The following is a 23,365-nucleotide window of genomic DNA, read 5'->3' on the forward strand; positions in this document are numbered from 1 at the left end:
GCGTTCACGCCCGCGAGGTCGGCGCGGCGTCGTCCTGTGCGGCGTCGTCCTGTGCCGCGTCGCTCTGTGCGGCATCGTCCTTCGCCAGGGGCTTCGTTCCGGGTTCGTCGTCATCCGTGGTGGCCCCGCGGCCTTGCCGACCGGCGACGCGAAGTGCGGGTACGCAGGCCGCGGTGACGGCCATCAGACCGGTGCCGGCGATGATCAGCACGGTCCGCGGGGACAGGACCGAGGCCAGATAGCCGCCGGCCGCGTAAGCGAGTGCGCTGCCGGCGAAGGCGGCGGACGAGACGGCCCCGCCGACCCTGCCGAGCATGGCGGCCGGGACGCTCTTCTGGAGCAGCGTCTCCTCGCCGACCATGGCGAGGCTGTTGCCCATGCCCGCCACCCCTTGCGCGGCGACGGCGACAGCCAGGACCGGCGAGAGACCGGTCGCCGCGAGCCCGGCTCCGGTGATGATCCAGCCGCCGGCCATGATCGTCGCGGGCGAGAACGTCGTCGCCGAGCGGGTGAGCCACAGGGACGCGGCGACCATGGCGACGCCCGAGGCGGTACCGAGCAGCCCGAAACCGAGCGGCCCGGCGTCCAGGACGTCACTGGCCAGCAGGACGAGGGCCACATTGTCCAGCGATCCGAACAGGACGCCGAAGAGCAGCAGCAGCACGATCACCCGGGCCGCCCGGTGGCGCCAAGTGAACACCAGGCCGGCGCCGATGTCCGCGAGGAAGTTCCCGCGCTTGCCCGTGGCGTCCCGTACGGGCTCCAGCCGGGGCAGGCGCAGCAGGAAGAAGGCGCCGACAAAGAAGGTCAGCGCGTTGACCAGCAGCGCGCCCCGGGGCTCGAAGGCGGCGGTGAGGGCACCGCCGATCACCGGGCCGGCGGCCGCCTGGAGGTTGAACGCGGTGCCCATCCACGCGTTTGCCGACATGAGTTGGGGCTCCTCGACCAGCCGGGGCATGACGGTGCGGCCGGCCGCGACGAAGACGGTGGCCAGACAGGAGGAGAGGGCCACCAGCGGCACCAGCGCCGCGGTGGTGGACGGCACGGCGGCGATGGCGACGAAGACGGCTCCCTGGCCGAGTTCGGCCACCAGCAGGATGCGCCGCACCTCGAACCGGTCCGGCAAGGCGCCCGCGACCGGGCCGAAGAAGCGGGGCACCGACTGGGCGAGGAGGACGGCGGCGACTCCAGCGGCTCCCGCGTCACTGTTCCCGGCCAACAGCAGCAGGGCGACCATGGCCACGCCGTCCCCGATGAGGGAGATCGACCGGGCCGTCCAGTAGCGCCTGAAGTCCGGATTCACACGGAAGAGCTGGAGTGAATTCATGCAGGTCACCGTTCGCAGAATGAGGGATTCCGATTGGCCCACTCGACCGGTCGGGCGGCAGGAGCAAATCTACCCGCAAGCTCCGTCGATCACGACTGCCTGAGGACTTTTCTCATCCCGTCCCCCACCCCGGTTCTCAGCCCGACAAATCCACAGCTTGTCAGAAAACACCCGGACGGGGACACCCGCGTAACCCGACAAAAAGATCGCCGATGTCAAGATCAAGTAATGGAAGACGCGATCCACGACCGGACCGGCCGGCTTCCCGATCATCCGCCAGGACCGTACGGCACCCCGTCCCGGCAGTGGCAACCAGGGAGAAAACCAGCCGTGATTGCCTCCCGAGCACTTAACGGACTTCCACATTCCATTAGTACGCATGACCACGGACTATGGCCTGGTCAGACCAATTACGCGCCCGGCCGAAAGGAGCCTCATCACTGGCCGAAAAGGCGCTCTACATCCTGATCAAAAACCCGACTATCGGTTGTTGACACACGCTCTTCCGCCATGCAATCTGATGTCGCCGAGGAAATATTCCCGGTAGCCCGATTCATCGACCGAAGGAGATCTCATGGCCGAGAAGACCGCTCCGAAGCCCGTGAAGAAGGCCCCGATCAGCGGCAAGGTGAAGCGCTACGGCTCGTACGACAAGCTGCAGGGCTGAGCTCGGGCCTGGGGCGAATTTCTTCTACCCCAGGCCATTTTTTTCAGATCCACTGCCTGGGTCGGGCAGCTGAATCTTTCGGCGGAACCACCATTGCTGTTGCCAGTGCCTCGGTGCCGAATTTCCAAGGAGCCACTGTTGTCGAAGCACCGGCCCGATGGGGATCACGCCGCCACCCGGGCCCACTGGCTCACGGCCCTGCGCGGCATGACCCGGGATCAGCTCCTGCCACCGGGCGGGGCCACGGTGCCCGCACCCCCTCCGGAACGGGTCCCGCCACCGGTCGCCGCGGCGCTGCGCCGCATCGGAGGTGACGACCCGGTCGGCCTCCACCTGCTGCTGCTCGCGGCCACCCGACTCGCCATGGCCTCCTTCGGCGCCGGCGAGGACTTGGCGGTGGTGTGCCCCGCGCCGGGCTCGTCCGGGCCCGGCGAACTGATTCTCCGTACCCGGCTGGAGCCGGAGACACGGGTGAGCGACTTTCTGGGCCGGCTGCACAGCGACCTGGTGGCAGCGGCGGGCTTCCCGCTGCGTGACCGGGCGGCGCTCATCACTCGGCTCGACGCGGTCGGCCATGCCGAGAGCTCCGCGGTCCGCCAGCTCGCCGTCAGCTGGCAGGGCGCCCACCCCTCCCCCGGCCCCGCGTGCCCCGCCGACGTCTCGGTGCGCGGCCGGTCCGAGGCCGGAGGCGGTCTGGAGGTACGGGTCACCGGGCCGGACGGCCGGGTGCCCGCATCCGTGGCGGCGCTGGCCCGCTGCACCGTGGCGGCTCTCGCCGCGATCGTGGCCGACCCCCACCAGCGGGCCGGCGAAGTGGATGCGCTCGGCCCGGACCAGCGTGCGGAGTTGGAGCGCTGGAGCGGACTGCCGCTGCTCGACGCGTTCGCCCCGCGCACGCTCGTCGACCTCGTGGACGCCTCAGCCGTACGGCACCCGGAACGCGTCGCGGTGGTGGACGAAGGGACGCGCTGGACCCACGGCGACCTTATGCACCGGTCGCGGCACGCGGCCGCCTTCCTCGCCGAGGAGCACGGTGTCGGCCGGGGCGACCGGATCGCGCTGCTCCTGCCGCGCGGCGCGGAACTGGTCCTCGCCGTGCTGGCCGTGCTGCGCGCGGGCGCCGCGTACGTCCCCATCGACCCGAAGCACCCGGAAGAACGTATCCGCAGGCTCCTGCGGCGCAGCGGTGCCAGAATCGTCATCGGCGCCGCCCCGGCTGACCAGGGCCTGCCGACCGTGACGGCCCATGAGCTGCGTACCGTGTCGCGGAACCCGGCGCCGGAGGGCCCCCGGCCCGACCCCGTACGGCCGGACCCCGTACGGCCGGAGGACGAAGCCGTGGTGTTCTTCACCTCCGGCTCCACCGGACTGCCGCGCCCGATCGCCCTGCGGCACGACCAGATCCGCCACAAGGCCGTCAGCTCGGCCGCCCTGGTCGGCATCGACGAGGACACCCGGTGTGCCCTGCTCTCCGCGATCTCCTCGGACGCCACCACGTACCAGATCTTCGTCACCCTCGGTGCCGGGGGCACGCTGGTGGCCGTCGGGGCACCCGACGAGCTGGACCCGGTCACGTTCTGGGAGCGCATCCGCTCGCGGCGCGTCACGATGGTGAACTGCGTGCCCAGCCTGCTGTCGGCGATGCTCGATGTCCTCCCGGAGAACGCCGGGCTGCCGCTGCGGCATGTGTTCCTTGGCGGCGACACCGTCCCGCGCGGGCTGCTGCCGCGTACCCGTGGGCGGTTGCGCGTGGACACGTTCGCCAACCTCTACGGGCCGAGCGAAGCCACCATCGAATGCACGACGTTCCTGTCCGGCGGGGACCGGGCCGCCGCACTGGACGCGGTGCCGATCGGCCGCCCGTCCCCGGGGTTCGGCGTGCTGGTCCTCACGCCGTGGAACACGATGGCGCCGGTCGGGGTCCCCGGCGAGATGTACGTGGCCGGCCCCGGAGTGGCCGACGGCTACCTGGACGAACCCGAGGCCACAGCGGCGCGGTTCGTGCGGTGCCCGCTGCCCGGCATCGGACGGGTCTTCCGCACCGGTGACCTCGCCCGCTGGAACAGCGACGGAACGCTGGACTTCCTGGGCCGCGCCGACGACCAGATCCAGGTGCACGGCAACCGAGTGGAGCCCGGCGAGGTCGAACAGGCGCTGGTGGAGGTGGACGGGGTCCGCGAGGCCGTCGTACTCGCCCGCCCCGGCCCGCGGGGAGACCTCACCCTGGCCGCCTGGTACACGGCCGACTCGGCCGTCGCCCCCGAGGCCGTACGCGCGCACATGGCGGCCGTGCTCCCGCCGCACATGGTGCCCCGGGCGTACCGGCAGACGGCACGGCTTCCCAGGACCCCGCACGGCAAGATCGACCGGGCCGCGCTGCTCGCCGCCCCCGAGCCGGAGGCGGCGGCCTCGTGGGTACCGGCGGACGAGGCTTCCCACGCCGTGACCGCAGCCTGGGAGAAGGTGTTCGGCCGTCCGCCGCGCTCCGCCGGCGAGGACTTCTTCGAAATCGGCGGCCACAGCCTGACCGCCGCCCAGCTGGTCGGCGCGCTGTGCGCCGGCTCCCCCGCGCACGAGCTGGCGGTGCGCCAGGTCTTCGCCGCGCGCACCCCGGGCGCGCTCACCACGGCGCTGCGGCAGAGCCTGGAGCGCGACCGCGACGAGCCGACGGACGAGCCGACGGACGAACTGACGGACCAACCGGTTGACGAACCGGCCGGGCCACGGAAACGGTGGCACGCCGCGACCAACGCCCAGCGGCGCATGTGGCTGCTGGAATCGCTCGACGAGGGCGAGGTCCGCACCTACAACATGGTGGAGACCTACGCGCTGAACCGCCCCCTGGAGCAGGACGCGCTGGAGGCCGCCGTCCAGTACCTGGTCGCCCGGCACGAGGCGCTGCGCACGGTCTTCGTGCTGCCCGAGGGCGACGGCGAGAGCGACGGTGAACTGCGGCAGGTGGTGCTGGAGCCCTCCGAGCTGCTCGTGCAGCCGTTCGTCGAGTCCGTCGAGCCCCATGCCTACGACGCCACGCTGCTCCGCTGCCGTGCAGAGGAGGCCCGGTGGAGGTTCGACCTGGCCTCCGGACCCCTGTTCCGGATGCGCTATCTGTCGTGCGCGGGCCGCCCGCCCGTACTGCTGTTCAACATCCATCACGCCGTGAACGACGGGTGGTCGTACACCGTGCTGGTGCGGGACCTGATGACGGCAGCCGCGGCGTTCGAGCGCGGGGAGAAGCCCCGGCTGCCCCGGTCCACCGGATATCTCGCCCACTCCCGCGCACTGGAGCGGCGGCTGACCGGCGCCCGGGGCGAGAAGCACGCGCGCTTCTGGCGCGACGCCCTCGCCGGACTCCCCCCGACGGCGGCGCTGCCCGTGGATCACCCGCCCGGCAGGCACCGCAGCAACGCGGGCGGGCTCGCGCGGATCGGCCTCGGCGAGCGGCTGACCGGTGACGTCCGGGCGCTGTCCGTACGGAGCGGCGCCACCGCGTTCATGGTGTACGTGGCGGCGGTACGGGTCCTGCTGCACCGCCTCGGGGGAGCCGCCGACCTACCGCTGGGCACGGTCGTGGCCGGACGCGGTGCTGCCAGGACCGCCGACGAGGTGGGCCTCTTCGTCAACACCGTCGTGCTGCGCACCCCCTTGGCCCCGGACGGCTCCTTCGCCGATCTGCTGGAGGCGGTGCGCCGTACCGCGCTCGATGTGCAGGAGCACGAGGAGTACCCCTTCGACCGGGTGGTGGACGACCTCGGCATCCGCCGCGAGCACGGCCGCAACCCGCTCTTCGACGTCCTGGTCGAGACCGTCCTGTCCGGGACGATCTCGGCCGACGCGGGCGGCACCGGGCTGACGGCCCGGCATCTGCGGGCGGCCCCCGAAGTCTGCGACTTCGACCTCACCTTCGGCTTCCTGATACCGGAGGGAGACTCCGGCGATCCGGCCGAGGTCTGGGTCGGCTACCGGGACGACCTGTTCACGGCACGCAGCGCGGCCCGGTTCGGCGAGCAGCTGCGCGAGCTGCTCCAGGAGCTGGTGCGGGACCCGCACGCCCCGCTCGCACAGGCGGCCACGGCGGCCCGCCCGATTCCGGCTCCGGCGCCCCCGTCCGTCGTACCGGAACACCTCCCCCGGCCCGCGGGCGACATCGCGCCGACCGGGGACACACCCCTGCTCGGCCCGGTCGCCGAGCTCTGGTCCGAGGTGTTCGGACACCCGGTGACCGACCCGGACGCCGGCCTGTTCGAGCTCGGGGGACACAGCCTCACCGCGGCCCGGATCGTGGCGTTGGCCCGGTCGGTCTTCGGGGTCGAGGTGCCGTTGCGCGCCGCCTTCGAGCACCAGACGGTACGTGAGTTCGCCGCGTTCGTCGCACGTCAGCCCGCGATCGACGGCCACGGCGAACCGCGCGCGGCGGTGGCCCGTCCGAAGGACGCGGTCCCGGCCATGCGGAGCCCCGCGACGAGCGCCCAGCGGCGGATCTGGCTCGCCACCCGTTCGGGACCGCCCACGGCGTTCAACGTCTCGGCGGCGCTTCTGCTGCCGTACGTCCTCGAACCCGGGCCGCTGGGCGAGGCAGTCCGCGCAGTGATCGAGCGGCATGAGTCGCTGCGCACGCGGTTCCGCCATGCGGACGGCGAGCTGTTCCAGGAGGTCGTACCGGCCGGATCCGGTCCCCTTCCGCTGGTGTCCGTGGAACTGCCCGCGGACACCGGCCCGGACGACCCGGCGGTGACCACGGTCGCCATGGACGCCCGCGAGGTCGTGTTCGACCCCGAGCACGGCCCGCTGTTCCAGATCCGGCACCTGCGGGGCGTACGCGGCGGGGACGTCCTCGTGGTCACCGCCCACCACTTGATCTGGGACGGGGCGAGCCTGGACGTCTTCGCCCGCGACCTGCTGGAAGCCTGCGCACAGACCGGTACGGGACCGCCCCGGCTGCCGACGGCGTCGGCGGGCCTGCGCGAGTGGGCCGCGGCGGAGGACGCGTGGCTGGACTCCGTCTCCGCCGAGCCGTCCCTCGCCTACTGGCGTGCGCGGCTGGCCCCACCGCTGCCGCTGCTCGACCTGTCCGGCACGCCCGACCGCCCGGCGAAGCGCTCGCCGGTTGCCGGTGTCGTCCGGCGGCGGCTGGACCCCGAGGTGAGCGCCGCCGTGCGGTCGTGCGCCGCGGCCTGCGACGCGAGCACCTTCATGGCCGTGGTGGCCGCCTTCACCGCCGTGCTGCGGCGGAGTTCCGGGGCGCGGGACCTGCTGCTGGGCTTCCCGATCAGCCCGGTGGAACGGCCGCCGGTCGTCGGATGCTTCGTCGACGAGCTGCCGCTGCGTCTGGAGCCGGCCCCGGACCTGACCCGGCGCGGCCTGCTCTCCCAGGTCCGGGACCGGGCCCTGGAGGCGTACGAACACGGGCGAGTGCCGTTGGACCGCCTGGTCCGGGAGCTGCGACCGCCACGGCACCCGGGACGGCAGCTCTTCTTCGACGCCGGGGTGAGCTGGGAGGGAACGCGGCCGGGACCGGGCGGCGAGGCGGACGGCCGGCCGTTCCGCACCCGCGAGTACCCGCCGCTCACCCCGCCGGTCACCGCGGACCTGCGCCTGTTCGCCCGGGAGGAGGACGGCCGGCTGCTGCTGGAACTCTCCTACGACCCGGCGCTCTTCGGCCAGGACCGGGCCGGAGCGCTCGCCGACGAGGTGGCCGCCGAACTGGTCGCCCTGCACACCACGCCCGAGCGGCCGCTGTCGCAGCCTCCGGCCCCGGCCGGGGGCACGCCCGAGCCGCACGCGGCCACCGACACCACCACCTGGGGGACCACCAGCTATGAGTTCTGAGACAGCCGCGGCCCCGGACACCTCCCCGGTTCCACGCGCGGGCGGGCTGCGGCCGCGGCTGACCGGAACACCGGTGCTGGGCCGGGTCGTGGCCGAAGCCGCGTTGTCGCCGTCCGCCCGCGGGGGCCTGGAACGGATCAGCGGCGGCCGGGCTCCGGAGGAGCTCGTGGTGCTCGCCGCGGCGCTGTCGCTGGTGGCGGCCGGTGCCGACGCCGGCGAACAGGCCGTGCTGCACGTGCAGCGGCCGGACGGCGGAGTGGCCTGCCCGGTGGACGTGACCGCGGCGGCGACGCCCGCCGATCTGGTGCTGGCGGTGGACGGCCTGGTCAAGGCGGGTGCACCTCAACCCCACGGGGCCGAGGTTCTCGTCGCGTCGGCGGCCGTGGCCGAACCGGAGATCCTGGCGCCGCTCACGGTGACGCTGCTCGCGAAGGACGCGGACGGCGGTCGCGCGCTGCGGGTGGACATGGACCGGAGTCGCTACGAGCTGTGGTTCGCCGAGGTCCTGGTGCGTGTCCTCGATCACGCGCTGAGCGCGTTCGAGCGGCCCCGGGATCCCCTGGCGGACTGGGATCCGATGCCGAACCGGGCCCCGATACCGGAGGGCGGCGGCTGGGCCGGGGACGTGGCCGCCTGGGAGACCGGCGACGACCCGGCGCCGGAGCCGGGGACGCTGCTCTCCGGCGTCGAGGCCCACGCGGCGGCTCACTCGGACGACATCGCCGTGGTCGACGTCGGCGGAGCCGAGCTGACCTACGGCCAACTGCTGGCCGCCGCCACGAGGGTCGCGCGGCAGCTGCGCCTGAGCGGTGTACGAAACGGCAGCCCGGTGGTCGTGATCGGCCCGAAGTCCTGGCGCACCCTGGCCGTCGTCCTGGGCACGCTGCGGGCGGGAGCGGCGTACGTACCGCTCGACCCGGGCGCGCCGGGAGCGCGGCTGGACGCCATGCTGCGGGATCTGGCCCCGGCCGCCGTGGTGCTCGACCCCGGCGTGACGCTGCCGCCCGGCGCCACGCCGCCGGACTGCCCCGTGCTGTCCTCGGCCGCCGTGGCGGGGGAAGTGGGCGACGCCGCGGTGGACGTGGACGTACCGCCGCCCGGCCCGGAGGACACCGCCTATGTGATCTACACATCGGGCAGTACCGGACGGCCCAAGGGCGTGGTGGTCCGGCACGGTGCCGTTCACCCGTTCCTGCGATGGCGGCACCGCTACCAGGGGCTGGGCCGCGACACCCGGATGCTGCTGGTGCCGTCGTTGTTCTTCGACAGCTCGGTGGCCGATGTCTTCGCCGTTCTCGCCTCCGGCGGACGGCTGGTGCTACTGGAGGAGCGCCACCGGCTGGACGTACAGAAGGTGTGCGCGCTGGTGGCCGGGCAAGGCGTCACACACGCCACCTTCGTGCCCAGCCTGTACCAGCTCGTCCTGGACGGGCTCGCCGCACACCGCGACACGCTGCGCACCGTCGTGGTGGCCGGGGAGGCGGTGCCGCCGGAACTCGTCGCCCGCCACCTGCGGCTGATGCCCGGCGTCCGGCTCGTGAACGAGTACGGGCCGACCGAGAACTCGGTCGGCTCGACGGCGCTGGACCACGGCTCGGAACCGCCGTTCGGCCACCCGATCGGACGCCCGGTGGCCGGGACCGTCGTCCAGGTGCTGGACTCGCGGGGCCGCCGGGTTCCACCGGGATTCGCCGGGGAGATCTGTCTGTCCGGGCCCCGACTGGCCGACGGCTACTGGCGGAGTCCGGCGGCCACCGCCAAGGCGTTCCGGGCCGCCCCGCGGCAGCCGGGCGGGCGCCGCTATCACACCGGTGACCGGGGCTGGTGGCGCCCGGACGGCGTTCTGGAGTTCCTCGGCCGCGCTGACGCGCAGGTCAAGGTGCGCGGCAACCGGATCGAGATCGGTGATGTGGAGGCCGCCCTCGCGGCCCTGCCCGGGGTGGAGGCGGTGGCCGTGGTCCCGGTCGGGAACGGCGTCGTCACCGAAGCCCTGGTGGCCTATGTGAGCGGACCGGCGACCGAGGATGTGCGCGCCGTGCGCGAGCGGGTCCGTGACACGCTCCCGGCCCCGATGATCCCCGCGACGATCGTCGGCCTGGCTGCCATGCCGCTGACAGTGAACGGCAAGGCGGACCGCGGGGAGCTGGGCGTCCGGGCAGCGGCGGACCTGCGCCGCGGTCCCTTCCTGCCGGTGCCGGGCGCGGCACCGGCGGACCCGGCGGAGGCCCCCGGCACGGGCACCGGCACCGACGGGTCCATGCCGGATCTGCCGGAGCTGCCGGAGCTGCCGGAGCTGGTGGACGACGTACGTGCGGTCTTCGCGGGCGTGCTCAACGTCGACTCGGTCGGGCCGGACGAGGACTTCTTCGCGGCGGGCGGCGACAGTCTGCTCGCGCTGGGCCTGGTGATGGAACTGGCGGAGCGGCTCGATGTGTACGTGGAAGTGGACGATTTCTTCGCCACCCCCACGCCGGCCGACGTCTGCAAGATGGTCCGGACGTCCCGGGAGGGGGCATGATCCACGATCCGGCGGTATCCCTCGATCCGGCGGTGGCCCTCGCGGCCGCGGGAGTGGTCCTGGGCCACCTCGACGGGGAGAGCCTGCCGTCCCTGACCGTATGGCAGGCGGCGAAGCCCCGGTCCGTCACCCTCCGGACGGCTCCCGGCGACGACGGGCGGACGGTGCTGGAGGCGGCGCGGTCCGCGCTGGCCGAAGCCACCGACGCCACCGCGCAAGACCGCACCCGGGTGCTCGACCTGGACGGTGACTTCGTGGCGGGCCCGCGTACCGAGGCGGTCATCAGCTGGCCTTCCGGGGCCGCTCACCCCACCGTCACCCTCGGCGCGGGCACGGGACGGCGCGACTCGCTCACCGCGGACCGGATCGTCTCGATGCTGACGGCCGTGGCCGGCTTCCTGGCCGACCCGCGGAGCGCGGCCACCCCGCTGTCCCGGCTGCCGCTGCTGACCCCGGACGAGCGGAAGTGGTCGGTGACGGACCTGAACCGCACCGAAACCGCCCTGCCCACGACCTCGGTGGCCCGGGTGCTGGCCGGGCTGGCCGTCGACCGGCCGGGGCTGCCGGCCGTCGTCACCACCGGCCGCACCCTCGACCGCGGTGAACTCCAGTCCCTGGCGGCAGCCCTCGCCGCGGACCTGCGCCGCAGCGGTGTGGGCCCCGGCGACCCGGTCCATCTGTGCCTGCCGCGCGGCGCGGACTTGGTGGTCGCCTGGGTGGCCGTCCTCGGCATGGGCGCGGTCTGCGTACCGGTGGACCCCGGATATCCGCCGGACCGGATCCGCCGTATCGCCGCAGACGTGCCCACCCTGGTGTCGGTGCCGTCCACCACGCACCTGGTCCCGCACACCACGAACGTGACCGTGGACCTGGACGACCTCGCGGCGCGCCCGTCCCCGGGGGACGGCGAATGGCCGGTGGAGCGGTCGCCCTCGTCCGTCGCCTACGTGATGCACACCTCCGGCTCGACCGGAACGCCCAAGGGCGCCGTGATCCTCGAACAGGGCCTGCGCAACCTGCTGTCCACCACCGCGCGGCAGTTCGGCCTGGGTGAGGGGAGGCGCTGCCTGCAACTGGCGAGCCCCGGGTTCGACGTCTGCGTCTGGGAGATCTTCGCGGCGCTGTACGCCGGGGCCGCTGTCGTCCCCTTCGAAGAGGCCGAGATCTCACCGGGAGCGCTCGCCGAGTGCGTCGCACGCCACGAGGCCGACACCGTCTTCGCGCTCTCCTCGCTGCTGTCCCATCTCGACCCGAACAGGTTCCCCGGGGTGCGCACCGTCGTCACCGGCGGCGAGCTGTTCAGCCAGGACCTGGTGGACCGCTGGCAGCCCGGCCGTGACCTCATCTACGTCTACGGACCCACCGAGGCCACCGTCTTCCAGTCCTGGCACCGCTGCGCCGCGGGCGCCGCCGAGCCACCGCCCACCGTGGGCCGTCCCATGGACAACCTGCGTTACTACGTCCTCGACCCGTGGGGCGGGCACACCGTCCCCGGCGCGATCGGAGAGCTGTTCATCGGGGGCGCGGGCCCGGGGGCGGGCTATGCGGGGCTGCCGGAGGCGACCGCCGAGAAGTTCGTCGTCATGCCGTCCGTGGACCCCGGCCGCCTCTACCGCACGGGCGACCTGGTCAGCTTCCGGCCGGACGGGAACCTCGACTTCCGGGGCCGGGCCGACAACCAGGTGAAGGTGCGCGGCTTCCGGATCGAACTGGGCGAGATCGAGACCGTCCTGACCTCGCTGCCGGGCATCGACTCGGCCGTGGCCGTGGTGCACGAGGCGCCCACCGAACGGCTGCTGGTCGCCTACGTGGTGGGAAGCGCCGCCACTCCCGCACCGGACCCGGCGCGGCTGCGGGAACGGCTCGCCGAGGAGCTGCCCTCCTACATGGTCCCCACCGCCGTGGTGGCGCTCACGGACGTCCCCTACACCCCCAACGGCAAGGTGGACCGAGGGCTGCTCGCCGCCCGGGAACTGCCCCGCGCCCAGGTGCGGGCCGAGCCCGGCACGGTCGGCGGCCCCGTGCTCGACGCGACGCGCGCGGCGTTCGCCGCCGTCCTGTCCGCACCGGCCGTCGGCGCCGACGACGACTTCTTCGTACTCGGCGGCCACAGCCTGGCCGCCGCCGAACTGGCTGCCGCGCTCGCGCAACGTCTCGGCGCGCGGATCCGAGCCATCGACGTCTTCGAGTGCCCGACCCCCTCGGCACTGGCCGGCCGCGCCCTCGAACGAGGCATCGCCGAACATCCCGAGGACGAGTTCCCGGCCGGATCCGACCCGGACACCGGAGAGTTCGGGCTGCTCCCCGTCCAGGAGTGGCAATGGTTGCTCCACCAGACCCGGCCGGAGGGCGACGCGGCGTACAACGTCCCCGCGCTCTTCGACTGCGGAGGCGCGCTCGACCCGCTCGCCCTCGACACCGCACTGGCCGGGCTACAGCAGCGCCATGCGCTCCTGCGAGCCGTGCTGACCGGGAAGAACGGCAGGCCGTACGTCCGGCTGGACGGGCCGCAGCTGCTGCCCGAGACGGTCGACCTGTCCCGCGCGGTGGACCCCGAGGCCGCCTTGACGGCGGCGGTGCGCGAGCGCGCCCACCGCCCCTTCGACCTGGAGAACGGGCCCCTGCTGCGGGTCACCCTCTTCATGCTCCCGGACGGGCGGCACCGGCTGCTGACCGTCGCCCACCACATCGTGTGCGACGGGCCCGGCCTGGAGATCCTCGCCCGTGACCTGTGTGCCCTCCATGACGAGGCAGCCCGGCAGGAGCCCGGCAAGCTGCCCGGACTCGTCCGCGACGCGTCGCGGACGGCTGCCGCACAGGCCGCGCTGCTCGAATCCGGGGCGCTCGACCACCAGCTGGAGTACTGGCGGGCCCTGCTGGTCCCCCACCCCGAGCCGCTCCCGCTCCCCATCGACCTCCCGCGGACCGGCCGGGCCGGACGGCACTGCGACGTGGTCCGTGCGGAACTGGACGAGGCCACGACCGAAGCCCTGCGCGCTCTCGCCCGCGAGGTGCGCAGCGGTCTGCTCACCCCCGTCGCCGCGGCCGTGGCCATGACACTGAACCGGGCCACATCGAGCACCGATCTGTGCCTGGGGACCCCGGTGAACCTCCGCGGTGAACTGGCCCTCACCGACCAGCTGACCTGCTGCGTCAACTCGGTGGCGCTGCGGCTGCCGCTGCGCGGCGGCAGTTGCGCCGGCCTGCTCGGCCTGGTCGCCGAGCGGGTCCACGAGGCGATCGATCACGCGCGTTACCCGTTCGACCGCCTGGTCCGGCAACTCGCCCCGCCCGTCGCTCCGTCGCGCAATCCGCTCTTCGACGTCTGGGTCACGTGCTATCCGCGGATCTCGGCCGGCAGCGGTCCCGGGCTGACCCTGACCGGCGGCCCCGTCCCGTTGGACACCGGGATGTTCGAGCTGTCCTTCCAGGGGTGCGAACGCCCCGACGGGCTGAGCCTGCTCCTCCAGTACGACCGCGACCTCTATCTGCCGGACACCGCGCAGCTGTTGCTGGATCAGGTGGTCCTCGCACTGACCGCCATCGCCGAGACCCCCTCGGCGCCCTGGACCGACCTCAACCTCCACCCCGACCAAGACTCCGCCTCCCCACCGCGGCCGGACTTCGGGGGGTTCCGGTTCGAGGCGAACTGATGCCGCGCCAACAGCACTTCCCGATCTGAAGGAGCGTCATGAGCAAGATCAAGGTGACCCGAGGCAACTGCCCGTGCCTCCGAGCCGACCCCAGGGAACTCGCGACCGGCCCCGACGGGCCCATGTGCACGGCGGATGAGGCGAGTTGCTCCACCGCCGACCTGCTGGAAGCCCTCCCGGAACCGGAGGCCGCCCAGCCCGGTGACATCGCCGTCGGTTCGGACGGCAAGGTCGAGCTGCGCCTTTCCCGGCTGCTGCCCCTGTACGACGGCGACTTCGGGGACGAGTTCCTGCTCATCACCTCCGAGCGGGTACGCCGTGGCATCCGGCTGGTGGCGGACATCCCGCAGCCCTTGCACGAGCTGGAGTGGAAGGGCCCGGACACCCGGTCCGCCTTCGTCGGTCAGCTTCGGGCCTGGCGCTCCGAGGGGCGCAGGGCCTCCGCCCTGTGGATCGCGGAGGACGAGTTCGAACATCTGCTGGACGATGACGCCGAGGGCGTGAAGCTCGGTGCCATCTCATACTTCTCCTCGGAGTTCACCCCGCTCTCCCTGAGCCACTACCTGCGGATCATCACCGGGACCGACTACGAGTCGGAGCTCGCGGTCGAGGGCCACCTGCTGTCCCTGCTGGAAGAGGCCGACGCCCTGGTCCTCACCACACCCGAGCTGGACACCCGGTGCGTGTTCCGGCACCAGGAGACCGAGCACTGGTTCTCGCTCCACGGCCCGCTGCGTTTCGCGGACCAGACCGTGCTGCCGACCGGGGAGATCTCCACGCTCGCCGACGGCTCCGGCGCGTACAGCCGCGACAGCCGGATGCCCATCGACGGCGAGATCGTGTTCAAGGGGTCCCCGATCATCCACCGCGGGGACCGGACCGTGACATCGGAGCACACCGCCGACACCTACCTGCGGCTCGCCCCGATGGAGGACCTGCCCGTCGTGGCCCATGTCCGGAACGGCTACATCCACGACTTCACGGCGCCGATCCCCGAAGCCAAGCGCCTGCGGGACACCTTCCGCGCCCTGGTGGACGCCGAACCGCAGTACCGCAAGATCCATGAATTCGGCTTCGGTACCCACCCCGGCTGCGCCAACCGGCTGCGCAGCAACTTCCACCCCAACGAGCGCTGGCCCGGCATTCACATCGGCCTGGGACTCGGCGGCTTCACCCCGTTCCACATCGACCTCGCGCTCACCGAGGTCGAGGTGCTGCTCGACTCCCCGACGGCGGGCAAGGTGCCGCTGTACCAGACGCTCGGGCTGCGTCGCTGAACCCGGTCGTGTGCGCCGCGGCCGTCCCGCAGCGCACGCGCCGGTTTCCCCTCGGGTTGCGGTGGCGGGACGTGGAGGGCTAGGGAGGCTGTGCAATGACGTACGAGGACCGCGGTGTGGCAGTGGTGTCGGGGGCTTCGTCAGGTTTCGGCGCCCGTACCGCCCAGGTACTGGCGCAGCAGGGGTACGGGGTGGTCGCGCTGGCCCGCCGGGGCGAACGGCTGGCCACGCTCGAGAAGGAACATCCGGAGCTCCGGATCCACGCCCTGTCCGTGGACGTCCGGGACCGGGCCGCGCTGCGAACAGCGTTCGAAGGATTGCCGGACGCGTACCGGGACATCTTCGCCGTGGTCAACAACGCCGGCCTGTCCAAAGGGTTCGGGCCCCTCCAGTCCGCGGACAGCCGTCACTGGCAGGAGATGGTCGACACGAATATCACCGGCGTACTGAACCTGACCGATCTCCTGCTCCCGGGCCTGGTCGCCCGGAAGTCCGGCCACATCGTCAACGTGGGCTCCATCGCGGCCAACTACCCCTACATGGGGGGCAATGTGTACGCCGCCACCAAGGCGTTCGTGCATCAGCTGACCCTCAGCATGCGGGTCGACCTGGAGGGCACCGGCGTCAGGGTCAGCTGTATCGCGCCCGGGATGGCCCGGACGGAATTCGCGCTCGTCCGCTTCGACGGCGACGAGGAACGCGCGGAGGAGCTGTATCGGGGCGTCACGCCGCTGACCGCGGACGATGTGGCGCAGGCCGTCTCGTGGTGCCTCTCCAGACCGCCCCACGTCAACATCAACATGATTGAGCTCATGCCCGCCGACCAGCCCTTCGGCCTGGGTTTCGGGCGCAAGGAGGGGAATTCGTGATCATCTGCGGGCTCAAGCTGACGCATGACGGCGCCGTGGCCCTGCTCGACGGGAACCGGCTGGTCTTCAGCATCGAGATGGAGAAGATCGCCAACGGCCCTCGCTACAGCACCGTCTCCGATTTCGGTGTCATCCCGGGGATACTCGCCGACTTCGGCTACAAGACCGAGCACGTGGACGAATGGGTCATCGACGGCTGGGACGGGGACGTGGACGGCCGGGTCGCCCTGCTGGACCACGGTGAACCGGTCGAGGTGGTCGTCGGCCCGTACCGCGAGTCCGCCGCCTGCCCCGACCTCGCGCGCCCCGGAGCGTCCGGCGAGTTCACCATGGGCGGCCAGGCATACCCGTACACCAGTTACGCGCACGCCGCCGGCCATGTGGCGAGCACCTACTGCTCCAGCCCGTTCGCGGAACGCCGGGAACCCTCCTTCGTCCTCATCTGGGACGGCGGCCTCTTCCCCCGCCTGTACTGGGTGGACCCGAAGAACGGCGTGGAGAACCTCGGTGAGCTGTTCCCGGTGCTTGGGCACGCCTACGCGATAGCGGGCCACCACTTCGGGCCGTTCCGCCGGCCGACCCAGTCGGCGACCGTGGACGATCTGACGGTCGCCGGGAAGCTGATGGCGTACATCGCGCTGGGACAGGTCCGGGAGGAGGCGATGACGATCCTCCGTGAGGAGTTCCACCGGACCTTCGAGGGCGACAGCGCACCGGCCGTCGAATACCGCCGGGCCGTGGGCGGGTTCGGGAGTCTCTTCGAACCGTCCGTGCCTCCGGTGCACGCGTTCTACGGCGCCGTGCGCGAGCGGGCGGAACGCGCCGGGATCGCGGACGAGGACGTGCTGGCGAGCGTGCACCACCTCTTCGAAGAGCTCCTGACGGAGCGCCTCTCCGCCAAGGTGCGGCAGCACCGGGGTGACGGTCCGTGGAATCTGAGTTTCGCCGGCGGCTGTGCGCTGAACATCAAGTGGAACAGCGCGCTGCGCTCCCTTCCGCTCGTCCGCGAGATGTGGGTACCGCCCTTCCCCAACGACTCGGGATCCGCCATCGGCGCCGCCGTATTGGGCATGATCCAGCACCGTGGGCTCCAGGCCATCGAGTGGAATCCCCGCCTCGGGCCGCGCCTGTTGCCCACCCCCGACATTCCCGACGGCTGGTCGGCCCGTGCGTGCGCGCCCGCCGAGCTGGCCCGGGTGCTGTACGACACCGATGAGCCGGTGGTGGTCCTCAACGGGCGGGCCGAGCTGGGTCCCCGCGCGCTCGGCGGCCGCAGCATCCTCGCCTCGCCGATCGGGACGGCGATGAAGGACACGCTCAACCGGATCAAGGGCCGTGAGTCCTACCGCCCCGTCGCCCCCATCTGTGCGGTCGACGAGGCCCGGAAGATCTTCGAACCCGGCACGCCGGATCCGCACATGCTCTTCGACCACGCGGTGCGCGACGCATGGGTGGCCCGGATCCCGGCCGTCATCCACCTCGACGGAACCGCACGGCTGCAAACGGTGGCACCAGGCGACGATCCGCTCTTGGCCGAAGTTCTCGCCGAGTTCCACCGGCTCAGTGGCGTACCGGTGTTGTGCAACACGAGCGCCAACCTCAACGGCCATGGGTTCTTCCCCGATGTCGCGTCCGCGATGGCGTGGGGAAAGGTGGACCGGATCTGGAGCGAGGGCACCCTCTACCAGCGGACCGGCGGCTGAGGAACCCGGGTCGTGGACGGCGGGATGGCCGTCGCGGACGACGGAGTCCGGCGGGCGACGGCGGCCAAGGCCCACGCGCTCATCGAAGCCCTGCCGTGGCTGCAGCGGCTCCACGGCAGCACCATCGTCATCCGGGCCGGCGGCAGCACCATGACCGACGAGACGCTGAAGCGCGCCTTCGCCCAGGACGTGGCGTTCCTGCGCTGCGCGGGCCTCGGACCCGTCGTCGTGCACGGTGACGAGTCCGAGGTGAAGACCCATCTCACCGGACTCGGGCGGGATTCCGGTCTCACCGCCGAGCCCATGGACCTGGTCCGCATGGTCATCACCGGGCGAGCCCAGCGCGAACTCGTCGGACTGCTCAACCGGCACGGCCCGTTCGCCATCGGCCTGACCGGCGAGGACGCACACACCATCACCGCCGGCGCGCGCCGGGCGACAGCGGACGGCGAACCGCTCGGCCCCGGTGCGGTCCACGACGTCGGCGAGGTCAACGCCGACGTCGTCCGAGCTCTGCTCGACAACGGCCGGATCCCGGTCGTCTCCAGCATCGCCCGCAGCACGAACGGTGACATCTGCCGCGTGAGCCCCGACGCCGCAGCCGCGGCCCTCGCCGCCGCCCTCCGGGCCGAACGGCTCGTCCTGCTGTCCGACACCGAGGGCCTGCCCACGAACCGGCCCCATGGCCGATCGGTGATCGGTCTGCTCACCACCGGTGAGCTGGAGCACCTGCTACCCGAGTTGGGCAATACCTGGCGACCCCCGATGGAGGCGTGCCTGCGGGCGCTCCGGTCCGGCGTCGGACGCGCCCGGGTGCTCGACGGCCGGGTGCCGCACGTACTCCTGCACGAAGTGTTCGCCGGGGAAGCCTTGGGCACCACGGTCCGGCCCGGAACCACGGGATCCGACCCGCGCGGTCCAGGGACGGAACAACACCCCGGAGCACCCCTCAGTCACTCAGGGTTACACCCCGATCAGGGCTGAATCGATCGGCCCCACGTCCCCTCACGTGTCGTTTCCACGCCTCCTGATGCCTCGTCAGCAAAGTCGGCATTGGGTCAGCATCAGACCCGCTACCTACCGTCGAGCATCGCCACCACGCGCCAATATCTCCAGCCGCCAGAGCCCACCCCCGGACCCGACGAGCCCTCAGCGCACCCATCACCCACCTTGTAGAAATACCACAACCCGACACCCTCCCCGGGAAGTGGAAAAGTGACACACTCCGGCCGCATTCTTTGGACACACATCCCGGCGTCGAGCACATCGTGTAACTATGACCGGGCGAAACCCGGCTGACCGAGAGGGAAGATCATCGCCCCCTCGTCGTTGCTGCTCGCAAAAGTTTTCGATGCGCGTGACAGGAGTGGAACACCGTATGCCCAGCCCGTCCTCCACCCAGCCCACCGCCCAGATCGGCGTCACCGGGCTCGCCGTCATGGGCAGCAACCTCGCCCGTAACTTCGCCCGGCACGGGCACACCGTGGCCGTCCACAACCGCTCGTCCGCCAAGACCAAGGCGCTGATCGAGGAGCACGGCCACGAGGGGAGCTTCGTCCCGGCCGAGACCGCGGCGGAGTTCGTGGCCGCCCTCCAGCGGCCGCGGCGGCTGGTCATCATGGTCAAGGCAGGTGCGCCCACCGACGCCGTCATCGAGGAGTTCGCCCCCCTCCTCGAAGAGGGCGACGTGATCATCGACGGGGGCAACGCGCACTTCGATGACACCCGGCGCCGGGAGAAGGCCCTGCGTGAGCGCGGGCTGCACTTCGTGGGCACCGGCATCTCCGGTGGCGAGGAGGGCGCGCTCAACGGGCCCAGCATCATGCCCGGCGGTTCGGTGGAATCCTACAAGTCTCTCGGGCCGCTGCTGGAGAGCATCTCCGCCAAGGTGGACGGCACCCCGTGCTGCACCCACATCGGCCCGGACGGCGCCGGACACTTCGTGAAGATGGTGCACAACGGCATCGAGTACGCCGACATGCAGCTCATCGCGGAGTCGTACGACCTGCTGCGGCGCGCGCTGGGGCTCACGCCGGGCGAGATCGCGGAGGTGTTCCGCACCTGGAACGGCGGCCGTCTGGAGTCGTACCTGATCGAGATCACCGCCGAGGTGCTGGCGCACACCGACGCCGCGACCGGCAAGCCGTTCGTGGACGTGGTGCAGGACCAGGCCGAGCAGAAGGGCACCGGCCGCTGGACCGTTCAGACCGCGCTGGACCTGGGCGTTCCGGTGAGCGGCATCGCCGAGGCGGTGTTCGCCCGCTCGCTGTCCGGCCACGCCGACGTACGGGACGCCTCGCAGGGGCTGCCCGGGCCCGCAGCCACGCAGCTCACGGGCGAGGCGGCGGAGCGGTTCGCCGATGAGGTCGAGCAGGCGCTGTACGCGTCGAAGATCGTGGCGTACGCGCAGGGCATCCACCAGATCGAGGCCGGCAGCCAGGAGTACGGCTGGGACATCGACCCGGGTGCGGTGGCCCGGATCTGGCGGGGCGGCTGCATCATCCGGGCCCGCTTCCTGAACCGGATCACCGAGGCGTACGGCAAGAAGGACAAGCCGGTCACGCTGCTGGCCGACGGCTACTTCGCGGAGGCGCTGGGCGAGGCGCAGGACGCGTGGCGCCGGGTGGTGACCACCTCCGTCGAGCTGGGCGTGCCGGCACCCGGTTTCTCGGCGGCGCTGGCGTACTACGACGCGCTGCGCTCGGAGCGGCTGCCCGCGGCGCTGGTGCAGGGGCAGCGGGACTTCTTCGGCGCGCACACCTACCGGCGCACCGACCGCGACGGCTCGTTCCACACCCTCTGGGGCCAGGACCGCAGCGAGCGCGAGGCCTGAGAAGGCCGGGCTCGTGCGCGCGCCCGTCCATGGGCGCGCGCACGGGCGGCCGTCAGGCCGTGTAGCGCCGGAAGTCGGGCACCGCGACGGCCAGTCCGAGCATCGCCACGGCGACCAGCAGCCCGCCCGCGGCGACCGCGGCGCGGGGCCCGATGAGGGAGCCCGCCGTGCCGTGCAGCAGATCGGCGATGCGCGGGCCGCCCGCCACCACCACGGTGAACACGCCCTGCATCCGGCCGCGCATGTCGTCGGTGGCCGCGGACTGGAGGATCGCGCCGCGGAACACCATGGACACCATGTCGGCCACGCCCGCGACCGCGAGGAACACGGCCGCCCACCACAGGCTGGAACTGAGGCCGACGCCGCTGATGGCCACGCCCCAGGCCACCACGGCGACGATGACCATGAGGCCGTGGCGGCGGGCCCGGGAGAACGTGCCCGACAGCAGCCCGCCCGCCACAGCGCCGAGTGGGATCGCGGCGAAGAGCAGGCCGAGCGCGAAGCCCTCGCCCCAGGGCGCGTAGGTGTGCGAGGCGAGTTGGGGGAAGAGCGCCCGGGGCATGCCGAAGACCATGGCGATGATGTCCGCGAGGAAGGACAGCAGCAGCACGCGGTGGGCGGTGATGTAGCGGAAGCCGTCCACCACGTCCCGCCATCCGGCCCGTGACCTGCCACCACCGCTGTTCTTGAGGTACTTGAGGTCCTTGAGGGGCGGCATCGCGGGCAGCCGCCAGACGGCCCACAGGGCGACGCACAGCGCGATGGCGTCGGCCAGATAGAGGACGGGCAGCCCCAGGACGGGTATCAGCGCGCCCGCCAGCAGCGGGCCGACGATCATGCCGGTCTGGGCGACGGTGGACTGGAGGGCGCCCGCGGCGGGCAGCTCGTCGGCGGGGACGAGCCGGGCGATGGAGGCGTTGCGGGCAGGGGAGTTCATCCCGAAGAACCCCTGCTGGGCGGCGAGCAGCACGATCAGCAGCAGCACCGAGTCGAGACCGGCGAAGGACTGCGCCCAGAACAGCAGCGAGGTGACGGCGATCCCCGCGTTGGTGACCAGCATCAGGGTGCGCCGGTCCATGCGGTCGGCCACCACACCGCCCCACAGCGCGAACACCACGAGCGGCAGGAGACCGGCGAAGCTCGCGTAGCCGACCCAGGCCGAGGAGCCGGTGATGTCGTAGATCTGCTTGGGTACGGCGACGGCGGTCAGCTGACTGCCGACGGCGGTGACCGTGGTGGACGTCCACAGTCGGCGGAAGGGGCGGTGGCGCAGCGGCCGGGTGTCCATGACCCAGCGGCGCCAACCGGTCTTCGGCGGGGCGTCCGGGGCGGTTGCCCGGTCGGCGGGGGTGTCGTCGGGAAGCGGTTCTCCGGCGTCGTCGGTGTCTCGCGTGGTCTCCACGGCGGTTTTTGTTTCCTCCTGCATCCACTTCGGTCGCGGACCATTGTGACGGTCCACGGCCAAGGGGCGTGCCCCCCTCTCAGCCCTCGGCCGCCGGGCGGACCGTGTGGGGCCGGTGGATGCGGCCGGTGAGCGAGGTCAGCCGCGCGCCGCTGCCGTCCCAGCGGTCGGCGATGATCTCCGCGGCGATGCTGACCGCGGTCTCCTCGGGGGTCCGGGCGCCGAGGTCCAGGCCGATCGGGGAGGCGAGCCGGGCCAGCAGGTCCTCGTTGATCCCGGTGTCGCGCAGCCGGCGCAGCCGGTCCTCGTGAGTGCGGCGGGAGCCCATGGCGCCGACGTACGCCAGCGGCAGCCGGAGCGCCTCCTCCAGCAGCGGCACGTCGAACTTGGGGTCGTGGGTGAGGACGCAGACCACGGTCCGCTCGTCCACCCGGCCCGCCTCGGCCTCGGTGCGCAGATAGCGGTGCGGCCAGTCGGCCACCACCTCGTGGGCCTCGGGGAAGCGGCGCTCCGTGGCGAAGACGGGCCGCGCGTCGCAGACGGTGACGTGGTAGCCGAGGTAGGTGCCGATACGGGCCATGGCGGCCGCGAAGTCCACGGCGCCGAAGACCAGCATCCGGGGCGGTGCGGCGTGCACCGACACGAAGAGGGTCAGCTCCTCGTCGGTGCGGGTGCCGTCGTAGCCGTAGCGCAGGGTGCCGGTGCGCCCGCCGGCCAGGAGTCCGCGCGCGTCCTCGGTGACCGCCGCGTCCAGCCGGTCCGAGCCCAGGGAGCCGGTGGCGGTGTCCGGCCGGACCACCAGCCGTCGGCCGAGCCGCCCGGCCGGGTCGGGGCCGTCGACCGCCACGCAGACGACCTCGGCCACCGGCTCGCCCTCGCGCACCGCCGCGGCCACGTCGTCGTATTCGGGGAAGGCGGCGGGGTCGATGCGCTCCACGAAGACATCGATGACTCCCCCGCAGGTCAGGCCGACCGCGAAGGCGTCGTCATCGCTGACGCCATAGCGCTCCAGGACCGGGGTGCCGCTTTCGGTGACCTCCTGGGCCAGTTCGTAGACCGCGCCCTCCACGCACCCTCCGGAGACGCTGCCGACGGCCGAGCCGTCCGGGCCGACCAGCATGCTCGTCCCCGGTGGCAGCGGTGAGGAGTGCCAGGTGGCGACCACCGTGGCCCGGGCGAAGGGCTCGCCGGCGCGCCACCATCGGTGCATCTCCGCTTCGACGTCTCGCATGGAACTCCATTCCCCTCGCCACGGCCTCGCCACGCATGTAAGAGGTTGATACATTC

The 23,365-nt window shown here is 72.2% G+C and carries 11 protein-coding genes; 8 read left to right on the forward strand and 3 right to left on the reverse strand.

The window, feature by feature from the left end; genetic code table 11:
- Window positions 1-4 precede the first annotated feature (4 nt).
- Complete coding sequence (locus LCH29_RS31820; RefSeq protein WP_446465151.1) at window positions 5-1,327, reverse strand: MFS transporter; 1,323 nt, start codon at window positions 1,325-1,327, stop codon at window positions 5-7.
- An 805-nt stretch (window positions 1,328-2,132) separates the two neighbouring features.
- Here LCH29_RS31820 and LCH29_RS31825 point away from each other — a divergent pair.
- From LCH29_RS31825 to gndA, 8 genes are all read left to right on the forward strand, one after another.
- Entirely contained in the window at window positions 2,133-7,823 is a 5,691-nt protein-coding gene (locus LCH29_RS31825; RefSeq protein ID WP_446465152.1) for an amino acid adenylation domain-containing protein, read from the forward strand.
- On the forward strand, window positions 7,813-10,341 hold the full coding sequence (locus LCH29_RS31830) for a non-ribosomal peptide synthetase (protein WP_446465153.1): 2,529 nt from the start codon (window positions 7,813-7,815) through the stop codon (window positions 10,339-10,341). The genes LCH29_RS31825 and LCH29_RS31830 overlap by 11 nt, the downstream gene beginning before the upstream one ends.
- The gene (locus LCH29_RS31835; RefSeq protein WP_446465154.1) at window positions 10,338-13,994 is read left to right on the forward strand and encodes an amino acid adenylation domain-containing protein; all 3,657 of its coding nucleotides are present in this window, start codon (window positions 10,338-10,340) and stop codon (window positions 13,992-13,994) included. Before LCH29_RS31830 ends, LCH29_RS31835 begins: the two co-directional genes overlap by 4 nt.
- Before the next feature lie 38 nt (window positions 13,995-14,032).
- On the forward strand, window positions 14,033-15,271 hold the full coding sequence (locus LCH29_RS31840) for a hypothetical protein (protein ID WP_446465155.1): 1,239 nt from the start codon (window positions 14,033-14,035) through the stop codon (window positions 15,269-15,271).
- 95 nt (window positions 15,272-15,366) lie between these two features.
- Window positions 15,367-16,140: an SDR family NAD(P)-dependent oxidoreductase gene (locus tag LCH29_RS31845; RefSeq protein ID WP_446465156.1), complete on the forward strand. Its 774-nt coding sequence runs from the start codon at window positions 15,367-15,369 to the stop codon at window positions 16,138-16,140.
- Window positions 16,137-17,843 (forward strand): carbamoyltransferase N-terminal domain-containing protein, encoded by a 1,707-nt coding sequence (locus LCH29_RS31850; protein WP_446465157.1) that lies wholly within the window; start codon window positions 16,137-16,139, stop codon window positions 17,841-17,843. Before LCH29_RS31845 ends, LCH29_RS31850 begins: the two co-directional genes overlap by 4 nt.
- 24 nt (window positions 17,844-17,867) lie before the next feature.
- Window positions 17,868-18,827: an acetylglutamate kinase gene (gene argB, locus LCH29_RS31855; protein WP_446465187.1), complete on the forward strand. Its 960-nt coding sequence runs from the start codon at window positions 17,868-17,870 to the stop codon at window positions 18,825-18,827.
- Window positions 18,828-19,221: 394 nt separating this feature from the next.
- Window positions 19,222-20,676: an NADP-dependent phosphogluconate dehydrogenase gene (gene gndA, locus LCH29_RS31860; RefSeq protein WP_446465158.1), complete on the forward strand. Its 1,455-nt coding sequence runs from the start codon at window positions 19,222-19,224 to the stop codon at window positions 20,674-20,676.
- 52 nt (window positions 20,677-20,728) lie between these two features.
- Here the strand turns inward: gndA and LCH29_RS31865 are convergent, their stop codons facing one another.
- Together LCH29_RS31865 and LCH29_RS31870 are read right to left on the reverse strand one after the other, a co-directional pair.
- Complete coding sequence (locus tag LCH29_RS31865; RefSeq protein WP_446465159.1) at window positions 20,729-22,078, reverse strand: MFS transporter; 1,350 nt, start codon at window positions 22,076-22,078, stop codon at window positions 20,729-20,731.
- A 79-nt stretch (window positions 22,079-22,157) separates the two neighbouring features.
- Window positions 22,158-23,309, reverse strand: a complete 1,152-nt coding sequence (locus tag LCH29_RS31870) for an XdhC family protein (protein ID WP_446465160.1) — start codon at window positions 23,307-23,309, stop codon at window positions 22,158-22,160.
- Window positions 23,310-23,365 lie beyond the last annotated feature (56 nt).

The sequence above is a fragment of the Streptomyces sp. BRA346 genome, assembly GCF_052851135.1.

Coding starts and splice junctions, on each gene's coding strand:
- LCH29_RS31820 (WP_446465151.1), bottom strand. CDS start 1,327: ATGAATTCACTCCAGCTCTTCCGTGTGAATCCGGACTTCAGGCGCTAC.
- LCH29_RS31830 (WP_446465153.1), top strand. CDS start 7,813: ATGAGTTCTGAGACAGCCGCGGCCCCGGACACCTCCCCGGTTCCACGC.
- LCH29_RS31835 (WP_446465154.1), top strand. CDS start 10,338: ATGATCCACGATCCGGCGGTATCCCTCGATCCGGCGGTGGCCCTCGCG.
- LCH29_RS31840 (WP_446465155.1), top strand. CDS start 14,033: ATGAGCAAGATCAAGGTGACCCGAGGCAACTGCCCGTGCCTCCGAGCC.
- LCH29_RS31845 (WP_446465156.1), top strand. CDS start 15,367: ATGACGTACGAGGACCGCGGTGTGGCAGTGGTGTCGGGGGCTTCGTCA.
- argB (WP_446465187.1), top strand. CDS start 17,868: ATGGCCGTCGCGGACGACGGAGTCCGGCGGGCGACGGCGGCCAAGGCC.
- gndA (WP_446465158.1), top strand. CDS start 19,222: ATGCCCAGCCCGTCCTCCACCCAGCCCACCGCCCAGATCGGCGTCACC.
- LCH29_RS31870 (WP_446465160.1), bottom strand. CDS start 23,309: ATGCGAGACGTCGAAGCGGAGATGCACCGATGGTGGCGCGCCGGCGAG.